Source organism: Pantoea sp. Tr-811, assembly GCF_011752535.1.
In the GTDB taxonomy this organism is placed as follows: domain Bacteria; phylum Pseudomonadota; class Gammaproteobacteria; order Pseudomonadales; family Pseudomonadaceae; genus Aquipseudomonas.
Genome location: NZ_VWXJ01000026.1, coordinates 17,476 through 37,697 on the forward strand (window position 1 = coordinate 17,476; position 20,222 = coordinate 37,697).

Consider the following 20,222-nt stretch of genomic DNA (forward strand, 5'->3'; position numbering starts at 1 on the left):
CGTCGGCCTGAGGATGGCCGCTGCACGGCAACCCTGATAAAATCGCGCGCCTTCACAGACCACTGACGTTTCAGGCAGCCGCCGCTTTCCAGCCGGCCTTGGCCGTCTTGGTCGTTTTTACGAATCCCTCCCTCTTAAAGGCCTGGATCAATGAGCAAGCAACCCTCCCTGAGCTACAAGGACGCCGGTGTAGACATCGACGCCGGCGAAGCACTGGTCGAACGCATCAAGGGCGTGGCAAAACGCACCGCACGCCCTGAAGTCATGGGTGGCCTGGGCGGCTTCGGCGCCCTCTGCGAGATCCCGGCCGGCTACAAGCAGCCGGTGCTGGTCTCCGGCACCGACGGCGTCGGCACCAAGCTGCGCCTGGCCCTGAACCTGAACAAGCACGACAGCATCGGCCAGGACCTGGTCGCCATGTGCGTCAACGACCTGGTGGTCTGCGGCGCCGAGCCGCTGTTCTTCCTCGACTACTACGCCACCGGCAAGCTGAACGTCGACGTGGCCGCCACCGTGGTCACCGGCATCGGCGCCGGCTGTGAACTGGCAGGCTGCTCGCTGGTTGGCGGCGAAACCGCCGAGATGCCAGGCATGTACGAAGGCGAAGACTACGACCTGGCCGGCTTCTGCGTCGGCGTGGTGGAAAAGGCCGAGATCATCGACGGTTCCAAGGTTGCCACCGGCGACGCGCTGATCGCCCTGCCGTCCTCGGGCCCGCACTCCAACGGCTACTCGCTGATCCGCAAGATCCTCGAAGTGTCCGGCACCGACATCGAGAACACCCAGCTCGACGGCAAGCCACTGACCGACCTGCTGATGGCGCCAACCCGCATCTACGTCAAGCCGCTGCTGCAGCTGATCAAGAACACCGGCGCCGTCAAGGCCATGGCCCACATCACCGGTGGCGGCCTGCTGGACAACATCCCGCGCGTACTGCCGAAAAACGCCCAGGCCGTGGTTGACGTGGCCAGCTGGCAGCGCCCGGCGGTGTTCGACTTCCTGCAGGAAAAAGGCAACGTCGACGAGCACGAAATGCACCGCGTGCTGAACTGCGGCGTGGGCATGGTCATCTGCGTGGCCCAGGGCCAGGTCGACGCCGCCCTGAACGAACTGCGCACTGCCGGTGAGCAGCCATGGGTCATCGGCCACATCGCCGAGGCTGCCGAAGGTGCTGCCCAGGTCGAGCTGCTGAACCTCAAGGCATACTGATGCCGAGCAAGCCCTGCAATGTCGTGGTACTGCTGTCGGGTTCCGGCAGCAACCTGCAAGCGTTGATCGACAGTTGCCGCGCTGAGGGCAGCCCGGTGCGCATCGCCGCGGTGGTGTCCAACCGCGCCGACGCCTATGGCCTGCAACGGGCCGAGGCGGCGGGCATCGACACCGTCGTGCTCGACCACACCCAGTTCGACGGCCGTGAAGCCTTCGATGCCGCGCTGATGGCGCGCATCGACGGCTTCGCCCCCGACCTGGTGGTGCTGGCCGGCTTCATGCGCATCCTCAGTGGCGGCTTCGTGCGCCACTACCAGGGCCGCCTGCTCAACATCCACCCGTCGCTGCTGCCCCGCTACAAGGGCCTGCATACCCACCGCCGGGCACTGGAAGCAGGCGATGCCGAACATGGCTGCAGCGTGCACTTCGTCACCGAGGAACTCGATGGCGGGCCTCTGGTCGTACAGGCTGTAATACCGGTGGTGTCTGATGACACGGTGGAAAGCCTGGCCCAACGGGTCCACCATCAGGAACACCAGATCTACCCGTTGGCGGTGCACTGGTTTGCGCAGGGGCGCTTGCGCCTGGGCGAACAGGGTGCCTTACTGGATGACCAACCGCTGCCGGCCAGTGGTCACCTGATCCGACCTTAGGAGAATTTATGCGTCGCGCCCTGCTAATGGCTCTCGCCGTGCTCGCCCTGCCCCTCCAGGCAGCTGACCTGAAGCCGTTCGCGGCCAGCTACACCGCTGACTGGAAGCAGCTGCCCATGAGCGGCACCGCCGAGCGTAGCCTGGTCAAGAACAAGGACGGCAGCTGGAACCTTGATTTCAAGGCGTCCATGATGATCGCCAGCCTGACCGAGCAAAGCACCCTGCGCATGGACAACGACACCCTGCTGCCGCAGAAGTACCACTTCGAGCGCGGTGGCTTGGGCAAGGCCAAGACCGTTGACCTGACCTTCGACTGGACCGCCAAGAAAATCACTGGCACCGACCGCAAGGATGCCATCAGCCTGCCGCTCAACCGTGGCGTGCTGGACAAGTCGTCCTACCAGCTGGCACTGCAGCACGATGTGGCCGCCGGCAAGAAGAGCATGACCTACCAGGTGGTCGATGGCGACGAGATCGACAACTACGACTTCCGCGTGCTCGGCACCGAGAAGGTCACCACCAAGACCGGCCAGGTCGAGGCGGTGAAGGTCGAGCGCGTGCGTGCGCCCAGCCAGAACAAGCGCGTGACCGAGTTGTGGTTCGCCAAGGATTGGGATTACCTGCTGGTGCAACTGCGCCAGGTGGAAACCGATGGCAAGGAGTATGTGATCGTGCTGCAGGATGGCACGGTCGACGGCAAGTCGGTGAAAGGTAACTGAGCGGGCTCAAGCCCTGGGTTTGCGAAGCCCCGCCTTGTGCGGGGCTTTTTTATGCGCGTGGTTGGCGCCGCCGTGCTCGCTCCTACCAGAGCGATCCGTTCATGGCCCTGTAGGAGCGAGCAAAGCTCGCGATGCGTCATCAGAAACGGTACATGCCTGGCAGGCGCTCTGCGTTCCGGGGTTTCATGAAGATAGTTTCATCGCGGTTTTATTTACTTAGCCTGCTAACAAATTCTATAAAGGGGTTGTGCGACACAGTGTCGCAGACAACTCAAGCAGTGGAGTTTAACGATGACTGTCAAAGTAACCGAACGCGACGAATCGAAAATGTCCCACGAAGGCCAGGCTGCTGGCCTGCGGATTTGGGATGTGCACCAACAAGGCCAATTGGTCGGGATGTTCCACAACGAACAGGAAGCCCACCAATACCGCGTGGAGCTCGAAGACCTGGAAAACCAGCGCACCACGCAATGACACCGTCTTCCCATGAAAAACCCCGCCGAGGCGGGGTTTTTCGTGTTTACCACATCAGGTCGTCCGGAATCTTGTAGGCCGCGTACGGATCGTCCTCGTCCGCTTCCTCGACATGGGTGTTGAGCAGCAGGATGCGGCTAGGGTCGCGCTCCTGGATCTTCACCGCAGCTTCACGCGGAATCACCTCGTAGCCACCGGCGTGGGAAACGATGGCCAGCGCCCCGTTGCTCAGCCGGGTGCGCATCAGGGCGTTGACGGCGATGCGCTTGACCTTCTTGTCATCGACGAAGTTGTAGTAGTCCTCGGTGGTCAGCTTCGGCAGGCGGGTGGCTTCGATCACCTGCTTGATCTGCGCCACACGGGCCTTCTGCTCGGCCTTTTCCTGCTGCTGACGGTTCAGCTCCTGGTCGCGCTTGGCTTTTTCGGCCATCGCTTCCTTGGCGATGCGCTGCTGGCTGTCGTCGACTTCAACCTGGCCCTTGTGCTCCAGGCGTTTCTGTTTCTTTTCAGCCTTGTTGGTCTGCGAGACCTGTTTCTGGTTGACCAGGCCGGCTTTGAGCAATTGGTCGCGAAGGGAAAGACTCATGGATTTTCACTCACTTATGCAGCCGCTCAGCCGCAGCTGGGCAGGTTCTTTTCCTGACGCTTGGCTTCACCCCAAAGGGCGTCCAGCTCGTCAAGGTTACAGGCTTCAATCGGCCGACCGCTGTCGCGCAGCGCTTGTTCGATGAAGCGAAAACGCCGCTCGAACTTGCGGTTGGCGCGGCGCAGGGCATTTTCCGGGTCTTGCTTGAGGTGGCGGGCCAGGTTGACGGCGGCGAACAGCAAGTCGCCCACTTCATCTTCGAGGGCATCGGCGTCGTTGTCGGCCATGGCCTGCAACACTTCGTCGAGTTCCTCGCGCACCTTGTCCAGCACCGGCAGCGCGGCAGGCCAGTCGAAACCGACGGTGGCCGCACGCTTTTGCAGTTTGGCCGCACGCGACAGCGCCGGCAATGCCGCTGGCACGTCATCGAGCAGCGACAGCTGTTCGGGGGTGGTTTTTTCCGCGCGCTCCTCGGCCTTGATTTCCTCCCAGCGCGACTTCACCTGGGCTTCGTTCAGGCTGGGGGTGTCCAGCGGGGCGTAGAGTTCGCCGGTGGGGAACACGTGCGGGTGGCGGCGAATCAGCTTGCGGGTGATGCTGTCGACCACGCCGTCGAATTCGAAGCGCCCTTCCTCGCGGGCCAGCTGGCTGTAGTAGACCACCTGGAACAAGAGGTCGCCCAGCTCGCCCTGCAGGTGCTCGAAGTCGCCGCGCTCGATGGTGTCGGCCACTTCGTAGGCCTCCTCGATCGTGTGCGGGACGATGCTTGCGTAGTCCTGCTTCAGGTCCCATGGGCAGCCGTACTGCGGGTCGCGCAGGCGGGCCATGAGGTGCAGCAGGTCTTCGAGGGTGTAGGTCATGTTAAGCAGGTCCTTCGGTGGAGCCTTCTTCGCGGGCTAGCCCGCTGCCACAGGTGAAGTGCAGAGCTTGAAACTTGCACCTATCCCTGTGGGAGCGGGCTTGCCCGCGAAGCAGGCGCCGCGGTCTCAAGGGGTACGGTTACGCCGCGTCTCGATGATGTTCGGCAACTGCGAAATCCTGCCCAGCAAGCGCCCCAGCGCATCCAGGCCCGGAATTTCGATGGTCAGCGACATCAGCGCGGTGTTGTCTTCCTTGTTCGAGCGGGTGTTCACCGCCAGCACGTTGATCTTCTCGTTGAGCAGCACCTGCGACACATCGCGCAGCAGGCCTGGGCGGTCGTAGGCGCGGATCACGATGTCGACCGGGTAGGTCTGCACCGGGATCGGCCCCCAGCTCACCTGGATCATGCGCTCCGGCTCACGCCCGGCCAATTGCAGCACCGAGGCGCAGTCCTGGCGGTGGATGCTGACCCCGCGGCCCTGGGTGATGTAGCCAACGATGGCATCGCCCGGCAGCGGCTGGCAGCACCCGGCCATCTGCGTCAGCAGGTTGCCAACGCCCTGGATCTGGATATCGCCACGCTTGCCGGTGCGCGGGCCGGTGGGCTTGCGCGGCACCAGCTCGATCTGCTCGATGCGCTCGGGTTCGAGCAATTGCTGGGCAGCGTTGACCAGGTGCGCCAGGCGCAGGTCGCCGGCGCCGAGCGAGGCGAACATGTCCTCGGCGGTTTTGACGTTGGTTTTCTCGGCCAGGCGCTCGAAGTCCACCTGCGGCAGGCCCAGGCGGCTGAGCTCACGTTCGAGCAGGGTCTTGCCGGCGGCGACGTTCTGGTCACGTGCCTGCAGCTTGAACCAGTGGACGATCTTCGCCCGCGCCCGCGAGGTGGTGACGTAGCCCAGGTTGGAGTTCAGCCAGTCGCGGCTCGGGTTGCCGTGCTTGCTGGTGATGATCTCCACTTGCTCGCCGGTCTGCAGGCTGTAGTTCAACGGCACGATGCGCCCGTTGATCTTGGCGCCCCGGCAGTTGTGGCCAATCTCGGTGTGCACCCGGTAGGCGAAGTCCAGCGGCGTGGCGCCCTTGGGCAGGTCGATGGCATGGCCGTCCGGGGTGAACACGTAAACCCGGTCGGGCTCGATGTCGACCCGCAGCTGCTCGGCCAGGCCGCCGATGTCGCCCAGCTCCTCGTGCCACTCCAGCACCTGGCGCAGCCAGGAAATCTTCTCTTCGTAGTGGTTGGAGCTTGGCTTGACGTCGGTGCCCTTGTAGCGCCAGTGGGCGCACACGCCCAGTTCCGCTTCCTCGTGCATGCCGTGGGTACGGATCTGCACTTCCAGCACCTTGCCCTCGGGGCCGATCACCGCGGTGTGCAGCGAGCGGTAGCCGTTTTCCTTGGGGTTGGCGATGTAGTCGTCGAATTCCTTGGGGATGTGCCGCCACAGGGTATGCACGATGCCCAGCGCGGTGTAGCAGTCACGCACCTCCGGCACCAGCACACGCACTGCGCGCACGTCGTAGATCTGGCTGAATTCCAGGCCCTTGCGCTGCATTTTGCGCCAGATCGAATAGATGTGCTTGGCCCGGCCGCTGATGTCGGCCTTGACCCCGGTGGCCAACAGCTCGTTCTGCAGCTGGTTCATCACGTCGCTGATGAAGCGCTCGCGGTCCAGCCGGCGCTCGTGCAACAGCTTGGCGATCTGCTTGTACTGGTCGGGCTCCAGGTAGCGGAAGGACAGGTCTTCCAGCTCCCACTTGATATGGCCGATGCCCAGGCGGTGGGCCAGCGGCGCATAGATGTCGAACACCTCGCGCGCCACGCGCAGGCGTTTTTCGTCATCGGCGGCCTTCACCGCGCGGATCGCGCAGGTACGCTCGGCCAGCTTGATCAGCGCCACGCGCACGTCGTCGACCATGGCCACGAGCATCTTGCGCAGGTTCTCCACCTGCGCCTGCGAACCCAGCACCAGCGACTGGCGCGGGCTGAGGCTGGCACTGATGGCGGCCATGCGCAGCACGCCGTCGATCAGCTTGGACACCACCGGGCCGAAACGCTGGCCAACCTCGGCCAGGGTCACCTTGCCTTCGCGTACCGAACGGTAGATAACCGCCGCCACCAGCGAATCCTGGTCGAGCTTGAGGTCGGCAAGGATTTCGGCGATTTCCAGGCCCGCCTGGAAGCTGGACGTACCGTCGGCCCAGGAATGCTTGGCCGGGTTGCCCTTCTTCTCGATCTCCTGGGTGAAGTCGCACGCCTCCTTGAGCGCCACGCGATCCAGTGCCGAATCGACGCTCACCACATGATCGAGCCATGCATCGAGATTGATACTGCCGTCGGTGTTGACCGGCTGGTGCACTCTCACCTGTACCATCTTTGTTTTACCTTTCCATACAGCGCACCACACGGGTGCGCTGGCTATCACCGTGCGACCTCCACTCCCTGGAAGCCACACCAAGGGGCCAGCCTGCTAGCCCACTTCGAATAACGCCATGGCCTCGACATGCGCCGTCTGAGGAAACATGTCGAGAATCCCGGCCCTTTTTAACCGGTACCCCTGGCCGACCAGCACCTGGGCGTCTCGCGCCAGCGTGGCCGGGTTGCACGATACATACACCAGCCGCCTGGCGTTGAGCCGGGCGATGCCTTGCACCACCTCGTACGCACCGTCGCGCGGTGGATCCAAGAGTACCGCAGAAAAGCCCTCGGCGGCCCATCCGGCACCTGCCAAAGGCTGCGATAAATCGGCCTGAAAAAAGCGTGCATTATGCACATTGTTTTCCCGGGCATTGGCCGCGGCCCGATCGACCATGGCCTGCACACCTTCCACCGCCACCACCTCACGGGCCTGGCGCGCCAGTGGCAGGGCGAAGTTGCCCAGGCCACAGAACAGGTCCAGCACTCGCTCGTCGGCCTGCGGCGCGAGCCAGGCCAGGGCCTGCTCGATCATTGCCGTGTTGACCTGGGCGTTGACCTGGACGAAATCGCCCGGGCGCCACGCCAGTTCCAGCTGCCAGGGCGCCAGGGCAAAGCCCAGTTTGGCGTCCGCCTGCACCGGTGCCGGTTCCCCTTCGCCTTGCAGCCAGAGCTGCGCGTTGGCCTGCTCGCAGAACGCCTGCAAGCGCGCCAGGTCCTCCTCCGGCAGCGGCGCCACATGGCGCACCAGCAGCGCGTCTGCGGTGCCGCTGAACAGCTCCACATGGCCAATCGCCTGCGGCTTGCCCAACGAGCGCAGCGCGGTGGGCAAATGACGGAGAGTAGTTTGCAAAGGCTGTACCAGCACGGCGCAGTCGTCGATGGCGACGATGTCCTGGCTGGCCTCGGCGCGGAAACCTACGTCCAGCCGCTTGGCCTTGACGTCCCAGCGCACCGCCACCCGCGCCCGGCGCCGGTAACCGAATTCCGGCCCGCTCAGGGGCGCGGCCCATTCCTCGGGCTGCACGCCTGCCACCCGTTGCAGTTGCTCGGCCAAGGTGCGCTGCTTGAGCGCCAGCTGGGCGTCATGGGGCAGGTGCTGCAGGTTGCAGCCACCGCAACGCTCGTAGTGGCGGCACGGCGCCTGGCGGCGCTCGGGGCTGGCTTGCAGCACGCGCTCCAGGCGCGCCTCGACCACCTTGCCACGGGCATTGAGCACGCGCGCTTCGACCGCTTCGCCGGCCAGTGCGCCACTGACGAACCAGGTGCGCCCTTCGAGGAAAGCGATGCCCCGGCCGTCACCGGCCAGGCGCTCGATGTCCAGGCGCTGCTTCTTGCCCACGGGAACCTGGGGCCTGCGGTTGCCACCGGCCGGCTGGAAGCGCAGGCCGGTGTTGCTTTTCTTCTTTGACATTTAGCTCGGGTCGAACAGGCCGGTGGACAGGTATCGGTCGCCGCGGTCGCAGATGATCGCAACCATCACGGCATTTTCCACTTCGCGGGACAGGCGCAACATCGCCGCCACCGCACCGCCGGAAGACACGCCACAGAAAATGCCCTCTTCACGGGCAAGGCGGCGGGTGGTGTCCTCGGCTTCCTGCTGGGACATGTCGACCACGCGGTCGACGCGGGTGGCGTCGAAAATTTTCGGCAGGTACTCCTCCGGCCAGCGGCGGATGCCGGGAATGGCCGAACCTTCCATCGGCTGCAGGCCGACGATCTGCACGTTGGGGTTCTGTTCCTTGAGGTACTGCGAGCAGCCCATGATGGTACCGGTGGTGCCCATGGAGCTGACGAAATGGGTAATGTTGCCCTGGGTCTGCTGCCAGATCTCCGGGCCAGTGCTGGTGTAGTGGGCGATCGGGTTGTCGCCATTGGCGAACTGGTCCAGCACCAGGCCGCGGCCTTCGGCCTGCAGCTTCTCGGCAAGGTCGCGAGCGCCTTCCATGCCCTCTTCCTTGGTCACCAGAATCAGCTCGGCGCCGTAGGCGGTCATGGCCGCCTTGCGTTCGGCGGTGGAGTTGTCGGGCATGATCAGGATCATCTTGTAGCCCTTGATCGCCGCCGCCATGGCCAGGGCGATGCCGGTGTTGCCGGAGGTGGCTTCGATCAGGGTGTCGCCCGGCTTGATCTGGCCGCGCAGTTCGGCGCGGGTGATCATCGACAGCGCCGGGCGGTCTTTCACGGAGCCGGCGGGATTGTTACCTTCGAGCTTGAGCAGGAGGGTATTGCTGGTTTCCCCAGCAATGCGCTGCAGGCGAACCAGGGGCGTATTGCCGACGCAATCGGCGATGGTTGGGTACTGCAAGGTCATGGCGTATTTCACAATCCGGACGGCAGGGGCGCCTATCATACCGGCAAACCTCCTGCGGCCATATCACGCAATCTGTGGTTGCTATAGCTACACGCTATAAGGGTGTCGCCTGCTTCACGGCAAGCCCGCGCCTACAGGGCTTGCGGTACCCCTGTAGGCGCGGGCTTGTCCCGCGCTGGGGCCGGCACATGCACCGGCAACCGCATGCACAGCCGCAGGCCACGCTTGCCATTCTCAGCCCACAAGGTCCCGCCCTGGCGCTGGATCGCACTGCGCGCGATGCTCAGCCCCAAGCCAAACCCGCCGTCACCCGGCCGCGAGCCGTCAAGCCGGGAGAACGGCGCGAAGATCCGCTCCAGGTCCTCCTCGGCCACCCCGCCACCTTCATCCTCCAGCCACAACCGCCAGTACCCGCCCTCGCGCTGCCCACCCAGGCGCACCACGCCATGTTCCGGCGAATGGCGGATGGCGTTGCGCAGCATGTTCTCCAGCGCCTGGGCCAGGTGGTTGAGGTTGCCCTGCACCCAGCAGTGGTTGGCCACCTCGCAGCGCAGGCGCTCGGGTAACCAGCCGCTTTCGTAGCGGGCATCCTCGACCAGCAACTCCCACAGCGCCGGCACCTGGATCGGCTCCAGGTTCATCGGGGCCCGCTCGGCGTCCTGCCAGGCCAGTTGCAAGGTGCCTTCCACCAGTTGCTGCATGCAGTCCACCTCGCGGACCAGGCGTTCGCGCAGGCGGGCCAGGTCGGTTTCGCCGTCGCAGGCCACGCGCAGGCGGCTGAGCGGCGTGCGCATTTCGTGGGACAAGTCGCGCAGCAACTGCTGCTGCATGGCCACCGTGCCCTGCAGGCGCTCGGCCATCTGGTCGAAGGCGCGGGCCAGCTCGCCCAACTCGTCGTGGCGGGCGATGGTGCGCGAGTCCAGCCGCGCCGAGAGCTGGTCGGCGCGCCAGGCATTGGCCTGCTCGCGCAACTGGTTCAGCGGCACGATCAGCATGCGGTACAGGCCCACGCACAGCAGCAAGGTGAACAGGCCGGGAATGATGCCGTTGGTGACCACCTGCCAGGCCACCCGGTAATGCCCGGGGTTCAGCCGCTGCGGCAGTTCGATGATCAGCATGCCCTGCTCCGGTGCCCCTGGAAACGGAATACGCAGCCAGGGCTGGGCGATGCTGCGCCGGCTCATCGGCCAGTCCACCCCGCGCAGGCGGGTCAGCCGCTGCATGATTTCCGGGCCGAGCACGGCGCTGTTCAAGGGCCGCAGGCTAGGGTCGAGCACGCCGACCCAGCCATGTTCACGCCCGTGCATCAACGCCACCCAGCGGTCCAGCCCTTCGCGGCCACCGCTGCGCCAGGCCTGCTCGGCCTCGCTGGCGTAGCCGCGCAGCACCTCACGGGCCGGCTCGTCGAGAAAGGCGTTCTGGGTTTCCATGTGCCGGCCCCAGGTGTAGCTCAGGCCAATCATCAGCAGGCAGAAGCCCACCAGCAGGATGGCCAGTTTCCAGAACAGCGAATGGCGGTCGAGCATGGCTCAGTCTGCCTCGCCGACACTGAGCACGTAGCCCTTGCCCCACACCGTGCGCACCTGCCGCTCGTGGTAACCGATGCCCTTGAGCTTGCGGCGGATCTGGCTGACGTGCATGTCGAGGCTGCGGTCATGCCGCGAGTAGCCGCGCTGCAGCACCTGCTGGTAAAGGAAGGCCTTGCTCAGCACCTCGTCGAGGTTGCGGTGCAGGATGTCGAGCAGGCGGTACTCGCTGGGCGTCAGGCCCGCGCACTGCCCGGCCAGGCTGACATCGCACAGGCCTTCGTCGAACTGCAATTGGTCGCTGGTGGCATCCAGCAGCGGCTGGTTGCGCCGCTCCAGGGCAACCCGGCGCAGAATCGCCTCGATGCGCACCTGCAGCTCGGCCATGCTGAACGGCTTGGGCAGGTAGTCGTCGGCGCCGCGCTGGAAACCGCTGATACGGTCGGCCTCGGCCCCCAGCGCCGACATCAGGATCACCGGCGTGCTGCTGCGCTGGCGCAACACGGCCAGGGCGTCCAGGCCGTTCAGGCCCGGCAGCAGGATGTCCATCAGCACCACGTCGAACGCCTGGCGGCCGGCCGTCTCCAGCCCGTCCAGGCCATTGCGGCACCAGGTGACCTGGAACCCGCCGCGCTGCAGCTCTTCGTGCAGGTAGGCGCCCAGGACCGGATCGTCCTCGATGGCCAGGATGCTGGAGGTATGATTAGTTACAGGATTCATTGGCAACTGCCATCCATTCTCAGTTGCGCGATTATTGTGCATGCCCGGTTTCCAGGCAACCGCTCCACGACCAATGCCGCGAGTGCATCAACAATTGGCAGACAAAGGGTGCAATAGCACCGCCAGCGGAGTAACTTTCCGCTTTGGTCCGTCGCTGCGCCGACGGCATGCAGGCACATCACAGGAGGCGAGTGTGCTCGATCGTTTGGGAATCAGAAGCCGGGTGCTGTTGCTGGCGCTGCTGCCAGCCAGCCTGATGGCGCTGGTGCTGGGCAGCTACTTCACCTGGCTGCAGCAGAACCAGCTGCGCACCCAGTTGCTGCAACGCGGCAAGATGATTGCCGAACAGCTGGCGCCGCTGGCCGCCCCTGCCCTGGCCAAACAGACGCCGGCGCAGCTGGAACGCATCGCCTCGCAAACCCTGGAGCAGCCCGACGTGCGCGCGGTGGCCTTCCTCGCCCCGGACCGCAGCCGCCTGGCCCATGCCGGCCCAAGCATGATCAACCAGGCGCCCAGCGGCGGCACCGGCACCCAGTTGCTGCAGCGCACCAGCAACGATGCCACCCGCTACCTGATGCCGGTGTTCGGCCACCACCGCGACCTTGCCACCGACGCCGTACCCGCCGAGGCCGAGCGCCTGTTGGGCTGGGTCGAGATCGAACTGACCCACGATGGCATGTTGCTGCGTGGCTACCGCAACCTGTTTACCAGCGTGCTGCTGATTCTCGCCTGCCTGGCCCTCAGCGGCCTGCTGGCGATGCGCATGAGCCGCACCATCAACAACCCGATCGCGCGCATCAAGCACGCGGTCAACCAGCTCAAGGACGGGCACCTGGAAGAACGCCTGCCCGCCATGGGCAGCCATGAACTGGACGAGCTGGCCCGTGGCATCAACCGCATGGCCGAAACCCTGCACAGCGCCCACGAGGAACTGCAGCACAGCATCGACCAGGCCACCGAGGACGTGCGCCAGAACCTGGAAACCATCGAGATCCAGAACATCGAGCTGGACATGGCGCGCAAGGAAGCCCTGGAGGCCAGCCGCATCAAGTCGGAGTTCCTGGCCAACATGAGCCATGAAATCCGCACCCCGCTCAACGGTATCCTCGGTTTCACCCACCTGCTGCAGAAAAGCGAGATGACCCCGCGGCAGCTGGACTACCTGAGCACCATCGAAAAATCCGCCGACAACCTGCTGGGGATCATCAACGAGATCCTCGACTTCTCCAAGATCGAGGCCGGCAAGCTGGTGCTCGACAGCATTCCGTTCAACCTGCGCGACCTGGTTCAGGACACCCTGACCATCCTCGCCCCCGCCGCCCACGCCAAGCAGCTGGAACTGCTCAGCCTGATCTACCGCGACACGCCATCGTCGCTGATCGGCGACCCGTTGCGGCTCAAGCAGATCCTCACCAACCTGGTGAGCAATGCGATCAAGTTCACCCGTGAAGGCACCATCGTCGTGCGCGCCATGCTTGAAGACGAGCATGAAGACAGTGCGCAACTGCGCATCAGCGTGCAGGACACCGGCATCGGCCTGTCGCCCCAGGATGTGCGCACCCTGTTCCAGGCCTTCAGCCAGGCCGACAACTCGCTGGCCCGCCAGCCAGGCGGCACGGGCCTGGGGCTGGTGATTTCCAAGCGCCTGATCGAGCAGATGGGCGGCGAGATCGGCGTCGACAGCACACCCGGCGAAGGTTCGCAGTTCTGGATCAGCCTGAGCCTGCCCAAGGCCCACGACGACATCGACGACCAGCCGTTGCAGGCGCTGCTGGGCCGCCGCGCCGCCATCGTCGACGGCCATGAACTGGCGCGCCAGGCCCTGGAGCATCAACTGGAGGACTGCGGCCTGAGCGTCAGCCTGTTCGCCACCTTCGACCAACTGCTGCAAGGCGTGCAGGCCGGGTTCCAGGCCGGCATGCCGTTCGAGTTCGCCGTGCTCGGGGCCCACTTGGGCAACCTCTCGCCCGAGCAGCTTGGCCAGTACCACCAGCAACTGGAGCGCTTCAATTGCCAGTGCGTGGTGCTGTGCCCAACCACCGAGCAGGCGCTGTACCACCCCTTCCTGCCCAATGGCCATGGCCAGCTGCTGTCCAAGCCGACCTGCACGCGCAAGCTGCGCCGCCTGCTGCTGGAACTGGTGCAGCCGCGCCGCCAGTTGGGCGAGCCGGGGCACAACCACGGCGGCGAGCGCCGGGCGAGAATTCTGTGCGTCGACGACAACGCCGCCAACCTGCTGCTGGTGCAGACCTTGCTGGAAGACCTCGGCGCCGAGGTGGTGGCGGTCGACAATGGCTACACCGCCGTGCAGGCGGTGCAGGCCGAGCCCTTCGACCTGGTGCTGATGGACGTGCAAATGCCTGGCATGGACGGGCGTGCCTGCACCGAGCAAATTCGGTTGTGGGAAAACACCCAGAGCAGCAGCCCGCTGCCGATCGTTGCGCTCACCGCCCATGCCATGGCCAACGAGAAGCGGGCGCTGTTGCACAGCGGCATGGATGATTACCTGACCAAGCCGATCAGCGAGCGCCAGCTGGCCCAGGTGGTGATGAAGTGGACCGGTTTGAGCTTGGGAGCGGCGCCGTTGGAGCAGGCTACCGAGTTGCAGGACGAAGGCCACGAGCTGCCGGTGCTAGACGCGGACGAAGGGTTGCGCCTGGCGGCTGGCAAGCCGGACCTTGCGGCGGACATGCTGGCGATGTTGCTGGCATCGCTGGAAAGCGACCGCAGGGCGATTCATGCCGCGCGGGAGGCCGAGGACCGCACTACCCTGATCGAGCAGGTGCACCGGTTGAATGGGGCTTCGCGCTATTGCGGGGTGCCGCAGTTGCGCGCGGCGTGCCAGCGCAGCGAGACATTGCTCAAGCAGGAGAATCCGCAGGCGCAGCAGGCGCTGGATGAGCTGGATGCCGCCATCAACCGCCTGGCGGCCCAGGCACGGTTGAGCGCGTGAGCGTTTGGGGGCGGTTTGAGGGATGTGGCGCCTGTGAGATCGAGCGCCGCTGTGCGGCGCATCGCGAGCTTCGCTCGCTCCTACCGATTCTGACCCGCCACCGCCTTGGTAGGAGCGAGCAGAGCTCGCGATGCGCCGCGCAGCGGCGCGCAATCGCTCACCAACGCCTGATCTAAAAGGACCCCCACCATGCGCGCCCTGTTGTTCAGCAGCCAGCACTACGACCAGGAAAGCTTCACCCAAGCCGCCCAGGCCAGCGCCCTGGAACTGCACTTCCAGCCCGCCCGCCTGACCCTGGACACCGCCGCCCTGGCCCAGGGCTTCGAGGTGGTCTGCGCCTTCATCAACGACGAACTCGACGCCCAGGTGCTGCAACACCTGGCCGCCGGTGGCACGCGCCTGATCGCCCTGCGTTCGGCCGGCTACAACCATGTCGACCTGGCTGCCGCCAAGCGCCTGGGCCTTAGCGTGGTGCGGGTGCCCGCCTATTCGCCGCACGCCGTGGCCGAGCACGCCGTGGCGCTGATCCTGGCGCTGAACCGGCGCCTGCACCGGGCCTACAACCGCACCCGCGAAGGCGACTTCACCTTGCACGGGCTGACCGGCTTCGACCTGCACGGCAAAACCGTCGGCGTGGTCGGCACCGGGCAGATCGGCGAGGCCTTCGCCCGGATCATGGCCGGCTTCGGCTGCCAGCTACTGGCCTACGACCCCTACCCCAACCCGCAACTGCTGGCCCTCGGCGCCCGCTACCTACCGCTGCCCGAACTGCTGCAGCAAGCGCGCATCATCAGCCTGCACTGCCCGCTCACCGAGCACACCCGGCACCTGATCAATGCGCAAAGCCTGGCCCAGCTTCAGCCCGGCGCCATGCTGATCAACACCGGCCGCGGCGCGCTGGTCGACACCCCGGCGCTGATCGGCGCGCTGAAAAGCGGCCAGCTCGGCTACCTGGGCCTGGACGTGTATGAAGAGGAAGCCCAGCTGTTCTTCGAGGACCGTTCCGACCAGCCGCTGCAGGACGACGTCCTGGCCCGGTTGCTGACCTTCCCCAACGTGATCATCACCGCCCACCAGGCCTTCCTGACCCAGGAAGCACTGGCCGCGATCGCCAGCACCACGCTGGACAACATCATCCGCTGGGCGGCGGGCAATCCGCAGAATCTGGTCAGCGGTTGATGCTAGGATACGCGGCATTTCTGGAGGACCCATGGTCGAGCACGATTTCCGCTACACCCTTTTCAACCCGCAACACACCCTGATCGAGTGCCGCGCCCTGCTGCCGGGCCGTTACCAGGTCACCGGCAACGGTGGCTCGATGCACAAGGGCGATGTCCTGGTAGTGACCCTCAAGGGCAGCAAGGACCTGGCCATGCGCCTGACCGTGGAGAGCGTGCGCCACCTGATCAACCCGCGTGGCCAGTGGGTTGCCGTGGCCAGTGGCCCGGTGTTCAACGAGCTGGAAATCCTCACCTGGAAAGTTGAGTGCGACAGCTGCGACGCGGTGCTGGACTTCGAGTTCGCGGTGGACGCCAAGCTCGGCAAGCAGGCCCGCCAGCCAGCCGCCAGCGCCCGTGTTGCCGAGCTGGGCTGGGCCAGCCGTGGCGACAAGCACCTGTGCCCGCGTTGCCAGGAGAGCGCCGAGTGAAGCATCTGCTGACCGGCCTGCTGGTTGCCAGCGGCCTGCTCGGCTGCGCCGCCGAACCTTCCAAGCTCGAACAGGAGCGCAGCTATGTGCTGGAGTGGATCGGCGAACGCCCGCTGATCGACTACAGCCACCTGACCCTGACCCTGGCCAGCGATGGCCGCGCCTATGGCAATGCCGGCTGCAACCACTGGTTCGCGCCCTACACGCTCGATGGCGAGCAACTGAGCTTTGGCAAGGTCGGCAAAACCCGCAAGTTGTGCGCGCCGGCGTTGATGGAGCAGGAAAAACGCTTCCTGCAGGCGCTGGAGACGGTGCAGCGCTGGGATGTGTCGAAGACCGAGCAACTGCGCTTCTGGCCCGCCGAGGGCAAGCCGCTGCGGTTCTGGCCTGAGGAAGGCTAGAGGCGATTGGGGCTGCTTTGCAGCCCTTCGCGGGCGAGCCCGCTCCCACAGGGATTTGCACAGTACCTGTGGGAGCGGGCTCGCCCGCGAAGGGCCGCAAAGCGGCCCAAATGGGTCAGGCGCCTTTGAGGGCCTTGATCTTGGCCTGCAGCCCTTCCAGGGTTTGCTCGCCCATCAGTTGCTCGCGCACCTTGCCTTTGTCATCGATGATGTAGGTCACCGGCAAGGCCTCGCTGCGTGGCAGCTCATAGCGTTCGGCCGGGTCCTGGGCCAGCACGGTGAACCCGATGCCCAACGCATCGGCCGCCTGCTTGAGCTCCGGCCCTTGCAGGCCATCGAAATTCACCCCCACCACCTTGATGCCCTCGGCCGCCCACTGCTTGGCCGCCTGGTTCAGTTCCGGCACCTCGGTGCGGCACGGCCCGCACCACTCCGCCCAATAATTGAGCACCACCCAGTGCCCATCGATCTGTTCTGCCTTTACCGTCTTGCCATCTTGGTCCATGCCGTAATCGGCACCGCAACCACCGAGCAACAGGCTCGCGGTGATGGCCAGTACTGCTGCCAGACGCCTTGCCATGGGTCAATCCTTCTCGAAGTTTCAAGCAAATAGGTCAGTCGCTGCGGTTAGAATAGCCGCCACACCCAGCTGGATGCGACCCGACATGACTGACTTGACGCTCTATCATAACCCGCGCTGCTCGAAATCCCGCGGCGCGCTGGAACTGCTTGAACAACGCGGCCTGGCGCCGACCATCGTGCGCTACCTGGAAACCCCGCCCGACGCCGCTACCCTCAAGGCCTTGCTCGGCAAGCTGGGCATCACCCCGCGCCAACTGCTGCGCAGCGGTGAAGACGAATACAAGGCCCTGGAACTGGCCAACCCGGCACTCACCGATGCGCAGCTGATCGACGCCATGGCCCAGCACCCCAAGCTGATCGAACGGCCGATCCTGGTCGCCGGTGACAAGGCCGTGATCGGCCGCCCACCCGAGAAGGTGCTGGAGATCCTGCCGTGAGTGCGCCGTACATCCTGGTGCTGTATTACAGCCGCCACGGCGCCACCAGCGAGATGGCCCGGCACATTGCCCGCGGCATCGAGCTGGCCGGCCTGGAAGCACGCCTGCGCACGGTGCCGGCCATTTCCACCGAATGCGAAGCGGTGGCCCCGGACATCCCCACCAGCGGCGCGCTGTACGCGACCCTCGACGACCTGCGCCACTGCGCCGGCCTGGTGCTGGGCAGCCCAACGCGCTTTGGCAACATGGCAGCGCCGTTGAAATACTTCCTCGACGGCACCAGCAGCCTGTGGCTGGGGGGCGAGTTGGTTGGCAAGCCCGCGGGGGTATTCACTTCCACCGCCAGCCTGCACGGTGGCCAGGAAACCACCCTGCTGTCGATGATGCTGCCGCTGATGCACCACGGCATGCTGGTGATGGGCCTGCCCTACAGCGAGTCGGCGCTGCTGGAAACCCGCGGCGGCGGCACGCCGTATGGCGCCAGCCACCATGCCGGCGCCGACGGCAAGCGTGAACTGGACCCGCACGAGATCGCCCTGTGCCGTGCCCTGGGCCAACGCCTAGCAAGCACCGCCAAGGCCCTGGAGGCCGCGCGTGGCTAGAAAGCCCAAGGTGTTGCCGCCATTGCAATGGCTGGCCCCGCGCCTGCGCCTGACGCGGGCATTGAGCCTGGCCTTCTACCTTGGCTTGATCGCGCTGCTGGTGGTGAACAACCTGTGGTTCGCCAACCTGCATGGGGCGCGGGTCGGGGTGATTCTGGCGATCGAGCTGGTGCCGCTACTGCTGTTGCTGCCGGGCATGCTGAGCGGCAGCGCGCGGGCGCATGCCTGGACGTGTTTCGTGGTGAACATCTATTTCATCAAGGGCGTGCTGGCGGCGTTCGACCCGGGGCGGGCGGTGTTTGGCTGGCTTGAAGTGCTGGTGAGCCTGGGGTTGTTCATTGCCGGGCTTTTGTATGTGCGCTGGAAGTTTCAGTTCGAGCGGCGTATGGCGGGTGAAGGGCTTTGACATCGGGGGGCCGCTTGGCGGCCCATTCGCGGGGCAAGCCCGCTCCTACAGGGGGAATGGGCCACGCCGGATTCAATGGTTGACGGTATGCGCCAGCATCACCGACAACTGGCACAGCGGTCGCCCACTCTCTTCGTGCCATTGATTGAACGCCTGCTGCACCAGGGCCAGGTCGCGCTGGCTGGTGGGCTGCTTGTCGATCACCTTCTGCGCGATCAGCGCCGCCGCCATGTCATCGGTGGGAATGAACGTATCCTTGCCTATCATGCGCAGGAACCGTGGCGCCGACAACCCACCCAGCTGGTTGCCATGCTTGGCCAGGTACTTCCACAGCCCAACGATATCGGTCACCGGCCAGTCGGCGATGAACGCGCCGAAACTGCCCTGCTGCTTGGCGATGTCCAGAACCATCTGCGCATTGCGCGGCACGCTCTTGAGCTTGCCCAGGTGGCGGATGATGCGCTCGTCCTGCATCAGCCGCTCCAGGTGCTCGGCGCCCATCAGCACCACCTTCTCCGGGTCGAAGCCGAAGAACACCTGCTCGAACGCCGGCCACTTGGAATCCACCAGGCTGTGCTTGAGCCCGGCACGGAACACGCGCAGGGCCAGGGTCGACAGGTAGCGATCATCGCCAATGCCGCGCAACTGCGCCGGGGTGCGCGGCTGCGGCAGGAACGCTTCCAGTGCCTGGGCCGAGCCGAAGCGGTTCAGGCAATACTCATGCAGCCACTGGTAATCACGCATGGGCTTAGAGGTTCACCACGTCGAGGAAACGTGGGGTGGCGTTCTCGTCGATCTTCAGGCTGGTGAAGTCGAACAGGTTGCGGTCGGCCAACTGCGACGGCGCCACGTTCTGCATGGCACGGAAGATACTCTCGGTACGGCCTGGGTGCTTGCGCTCCCAGTCCACCAGCATGTCCTTGACCACCTGGCGCTGCAGGTTTTCCTGCGAGCCGCACAGGTTGCACGGGATGATCGGGAATTCCTTCATGTCCGAGTAGGCCTGGATGTCCTTTTCGCTGCAGTAGGCCAGCGGGCGGATCACCACGTTGCGGCCATCGTCGGCACGCAGCTTCGGCGGCATGCCCTTGAGCGCGCCGTTGAAGAACATGTTGAGGAAGAAGGTTTCGACGATGTCGTCGCGGTGGTGCCCCAAGGCCATCTTGGTCGCGCCGATTTCGTCGGCAAAGGTGTACAGGGTGCCACGGCGCAGGCGCGAGCACAGCGAGCAGGTGGTTTTACCTTCGGGCACCAACTCCTTGACCACCGAGTAGGTGTCTTTCTCGACGATGTGGTAATCGACGCCCAGTTCCTTCAGGTAGGCCGGCAGCACGTGCTCGGGGAAGCCCGGCTGCTTCTGGTCCATGTTCACCGCAACGATCTCGAACTTGATCGGTGCCACCTTCTGCAGGTGCAACAGAACGTCGAGCATGGTGTAGCTGTCCTTGCCGCCGGACAGGCAGACCATGACCTTGTCGCCATCCTCGATCATGTTGTAGTCGGTGATGGCTTCGCCGGCGAGACGACGCAGGCGTTTTTGCAGTTTGTTCTGGTTGACCGAGAGGGTGCCCATAGCGCTTGGATCCGCGAGGTGTGACAAAAGCCGGCTATTTTACGCACAAACCACGCGCACCTGTAGGGATTCCGACAAAGACTTCAAGGGAATCAGCAACCTTCCCGACAGTGCAATTTGCTCTAAAAAGCCGGGTGGACGCGGTAACGGG

Annotated in this window: 20 protein-coding genes and 1 pseudogene; 11 read left to right on the forward strand and 10 right to left on the reverse strand. The window is 65.0% G+C overall.

The window, feature by feature from the left end:
- Positions 1-150: 150 nt before the first annotated feature.
- From purM to F3J44_RS26975, 4 genes are all read left to right on the forward strand, one after another.
- Positions 151-1,209, forward strand: a complete 1,059-nt coding sequence (purM, locus tag F3J44_RS26960; protein WP_167277494.1) for a phosphoribosylformylglycinamidine cyclo-ligase — start codon at positions 151-153, stop codon at positions 1,207-1,209.
- Entirely contained in the window at positions 1,209-1,862 is a 654-nt protein-coding gene (gene purN / locus F3J44_RS26965) for a phosphoribosylglycinamide formyltransferase (RefSeq protein WP_167277495.1), read from the forward strand. The genes purM and purN overlap by 1 nt, the downstream gene beginning before the upstream one ends.
- Before the next feature lie 8 nt (positions 1,863-1,870).
- Entirely contained in the window at positions 1,871-2,581 is a 711-nt protein-coding gene (locus F3J44_RS26970) for a DUF3108 domain-containing protein (protein WP_167069522.1), read from the forward strand.
- A 291-nt stretch (positions 2,582-2,872) separates the two neighbouring features.
- Positions 2,873-3,055, forward strand: a complete 183-nt coding sequence (locus F3J44_RS26975) for a hypothetical protein (RefSeq protein ID WP_167069520.1) — start codon at positions 2,873-2,875, stop codon at positions 3,053-3,055.
- A 46-nt stretch (positions 3,056-3,101) separates the two neighbouring features.
- Here the strand turns inward: F3J44_RS26975 and F3J44_RS26980 are convergent, their stop codons facing one another.
- The 7 genes from F3J44_RS26980 to F3J44_RS27010 all read right to left on the reverse strand — a co-directional run bounded on the left by F3J44_RS26980 (position 3,102) and on the right by F3J44_RS27010 (position 11,469).
- Positions 3,102-3,641 carry a DUF2058 domain-containing protein gene (locus F3J44_RS26980; protein WP_167069518.1) on the reverse strand — a complete coding sequence of 180 codons (540 nt, stop codon included), beginning with the start codon at positions 3,639-3,641 and terminating at the stop codon, positions 3,102-3,104.
- Between the two features lie 26 nt (positions 3,642-3,667).
- On the reverse strand, positions 3,668-4,501 hold the full coding sequence (gene mazG / locus F3J44_RS26985) for a nucleoside triphosphate pyrophosphohydrolase (RefSeq protein WP_167277496.1): 834 nt from the start codon (positions 4,499-4,501) through the stop codon (positions 3,668-3,670).
- A 126-nt stretch (positions 4,502-4,627) separates the two neighbouring features.
- Complete coding sequence (gene relA, locus F3J44_RS26990; protein ID WP_167069515.1) at positions 4,628-6,868, reverse strand: GTP diphosphokinase; 2,241 nt, start codon at positions 6,866-6,868, stop codon at positions 4,628-4,630.
- A gap of 96 nt (positions 6,869-6,964) precedes the next feature.
- On the reverse strand, positions 6,965-8,323 hold the full coding sequence (gene rlmD, locus F3J44_RS26995) for a 23S rRNA (uracil(1939)-C(5))-methyltransferase RlmD (protein ID WP_167277497.1): 1,359 nt from the start codon (positions 8,321-8,323) through the stop codon (positions 6,965-6,967).
- Positions 8,324-9,223 (reverse strand): cysteine synthase CysM, encoded by a 900-nt coding sequence (gene cysM / locus F3J44_RS27000; RefSeq protein ID WP_205300209.1) that lies wholly within the window; start codon positions 9,221-9,223, stop codon positions 8,324-8,326.
- Positions 9,224-9,354: 131 nt separating this feature from the next.
- Positions 9,355-10,749, reverse strand: a complete 1,395-nt coding sequence (locus tag F3J44_RS27005) for a sensor histidine kinase (RefSeq protein ID WP_167277501.1) — start codon at positions 10,747-10,749, stop codon at positions 9,355-9,357.
- Positions 10,750-10,752: 3 nt separating this feature from the next.
- Positions 10,753-11,469, reverse strand: a complete 717-nt coding sequence (locus F3J44_RS27010) for a response regulator transcription factor (RefSeq protein WP_167277507.1) — start codon at positions 11,467-11,469, stop codon at positions 10,753-10,755.
- A gap of 193 nt (positions 11,470-11,662) precedes the next feature.
- Between F3J44_RS27010 and F3J44_RS27015 the strand changes: the two genes are divergently transcribed.
- The 4 genes from F3J44_RS27015 (at position 11,663) to F3J44_RS27030 (ending at position 16,471) form a co-directional block, all read left to right on the forward strand.
- Entirely contained in the window at positions 11,663-14,422 is a 2,760-nt protein-coding gene (locus F3J44_RS27015) for a response regulator (protein ID WP_167277508.1), read from the forward strand.
- 189 nt (positions 14,423-14,611) lie between these two features.
- Entirely contained in the window at positions 14,612-15,601 is a 990-nt protein-coding gene (locus tag F3J44_RS27020; protein WP_167277510.1) for a 2-hydroxyacid dehydrogenase, read from the forward strand.
- A gap of 31 nt (positions 15,602-15,632) precedes the next feature.
- Complete coding sequence (locus F3J44_RS27025; protein ID WP_167069501.1) at positions 15,633-16,070, forward strand: hypothetical protein; 438 nt, start codon at positions 15,633-15,635, stop codon at positions 16,068-16,070.
- Positions 16,067-16,471 (forward strand): META domain-containing protein, encoded by a 405-nt coding sequence (locus tag F3J44_RS27030; RefSeq protein WP_167069499.1) that lies wholly within the window; start codon positions 16,067-16,069, stop codon positions 16,469-16,471. Before F3J44_RS27025 ends, F3J44_RS27030 begins: the two co-directional genes overlap by 4 nt.
- A gap of 115 nt (positions 16,472-16,586) precedes the next feature.
- Here the strand turns inward: F3J44_RS27030 and F3J44_RS27035 are convergent, their stop codons facing one another.
- Positions 16,587-17,051 (reverse strand): TlpA disulfide reductase family protein, encoded by a 465-nt coding sequence (locus F3J44_RS27035; RefSeq protein ID WP_167069497.1) that lies wholly within the window; start codon positions 17,049-17,051, stop codon positions 16,587-16,589.
- 85 nt (positions 17,052-17,136) lie between these two features.
- Between F3J44_RS27035 and arsC the strand changes: the two genes are divergently transcribed.
- The 3 genes from arsC to F3J44_RS27050 are packed head-to-tail and all read left to right on the forward strand — an operon-like array spanning position 17,137 to position 18,498.
- On the forward strand, positions 17,137-17,490 hold the full coding sequence (gene arsC, locus F3J44_RS27040) for an arsenate reductase (glutaredoxin) (RefSeq protein ID WP_167069495.1): 354 nt from the start codon (positions 17,137-17,139) through the stop codon (positions 17,488-17,490).
- Positions 17,487-18,092 carry an NAD(P)H:quinone oxidoreductase gene (gene wrbA / locus F3J44_RS27045; protein WP_167277511.1) on the forward strand — a complete coding sequence of 202 codons (606 nt, stop codon included), beginning with the start codon at positions 17,487-17,489 and terminating at the stop codon, positions 18,090-18,092. The genes arsC and wrbA overlap by 4 nt, the downstream gene beginning before the upstream one ends.
- Positions 18,085-18,498: a DUF2069 domain-containing protein gene (locus F3J44_RS27050; protein WP_167277513.1), complete on the forward strand. Its 414-nt coding sequence runs from the start codon at positions 18,085-18,087 to the stop codon at positions 18,496-18,498. The genes wrbA and F3J44_RS27050 overlap by 8 nt, the downstream gene beginning before the upstream one ends.
- A 72-nt stretch (positions 18,499-18,570) precedes the next feature.
- Here F3J44_RS27050 and F3J44_RS27055 read toward each other — a convergent pair whose 3' ends face one another.
- Both F3J44_RS27055 and ttcA read right to left on the reverse strand, forming a co-directional pair.
- Positions 18,571-19,242, reverse strand: a complete 672-nt coding sequence (locus F3J44_RS27055) for a DNA-3-methyladenine glycosylase I (RefSeq protein ID WP_167277514.1) — start codon at positions 19,240-19,242, stop codon at positions 18,571-18,573.
- Positions 19,243-19,294: 52 nt separating this feature from the next.
- Positions 19,295-20,071, reverse strand: a pseudogene (gene ttcA / locus F3J44_RS27060) (tRNA 2-thiocytidine(32) synthetase TtcA); the annotation flags it as partial.
- Positions 20,072-20,222 lie beyond the last annotated feature (151 nt).

Coding starts and splice junctions, on each gene's coding strand:
- rlmD (WP_167277497.1), bottom strand. CDS start 8,323: ATGTCAAAGAAGAAAAGCAACACCGGCCTGCGCTTCCAGCCGGCCGGT.
- mazG (WP_167277496.1), bottom strand. CDS start 4,501: ATGACCTACACCCTCGAAGACCTGCTGCACCTCATGGCCCGCCTGCGC.
- F3J44_RS26975 (WP_167069520.1), top strand. CDS start 2,873: ATGACTGTCAAAGTAACCGAACGCGACGAATCGAAAATGTCCCACGAA.
- purN (WP_167277495.1), top strand. CDS start 1,209: ATGCCGAGCAAGCCCTGCAATGTCGTGGTACTGCTGTCGGGTTCCGGC.
- arsC (WP_167069495.1), top strand. CDS start 17,137: ATGACTGACTTGACGCTCTATCATAACCCGCGCTGCTCGAAATCCCGC.
- F3J44_RS27020 (WP_167277510.1), top strand. CDS start 14,612: ATGCGCGCCCTGTTGTTCAGCAGCCAGCACTACGACCAGGAAAGCTTC.
- cysM (WP_205300209.1), bottom strand. CDS start 9,223: ATGACCTTGCAGTACCCAACCATCGCCGATTGCGTCGGCAATACGCCC.
- F3J44_RS26980 (WP_167069518.1), bottom strand. CDS start 3,641: ATGAGTCTTTCCCTTCGCGACCAATTGCTCAAAGCCGGCCTGGTCAAC.
- relA (WP_167069515.1), bottom strand. CDS start 6,868: ATGGTACAGGTGAGAGTGCACCAGCCGGTCAACACCGACGGCAGTATC.
- F3J44_RS27055 (WP_167277514.1), bottom strand. CDS start 19,242: ATGCGTGATTACCAGTGGCTGCATGAGTATTGCCTGAACCGCTTCGGC.
- F3J44_RS27035 (WP_167069497.1), bottom strand. CDS start 17,051: ATGGCAAGGCGTCTGGCAGCAGTACTGGCCATCACCGCGAGCCTGTTG.
- purM (WP_167277494.1), top strand. CDS start 151: ATGAGCAAGCAACCCTCCCTGAGCTACAAGGACGCCGGTGTAGACATC.
- F3J44_RS26970 (WP_167069522.1), top strand. CDS start 1,871: ATGCGTCGCGCCCTGCTAATGGCTCTCGCCGTGCTCGCCCTGCCCCTC.
- F3J44_RS27005 (WP_167277501.1), bottom strand. CDS start 10,749: ATGCTCGACCGCCATTCGCTGTTCTGGAAACTGGCCATCCTGCTGGTG.
- F3J44_RS27025 (WP_167069501.1), top strand. CDS start 15,633: ATGGTCGAGCACGATTTCCGCTACACCCTTTTCAACCCGCAACACACC.
- F3J44_RS27010 (WP_167277507.1), bottom strand. CDS start 11,469: ATGAATCCTGTAACTAATCATACCTCCAGCATCCTGGCCATCGAGGAC.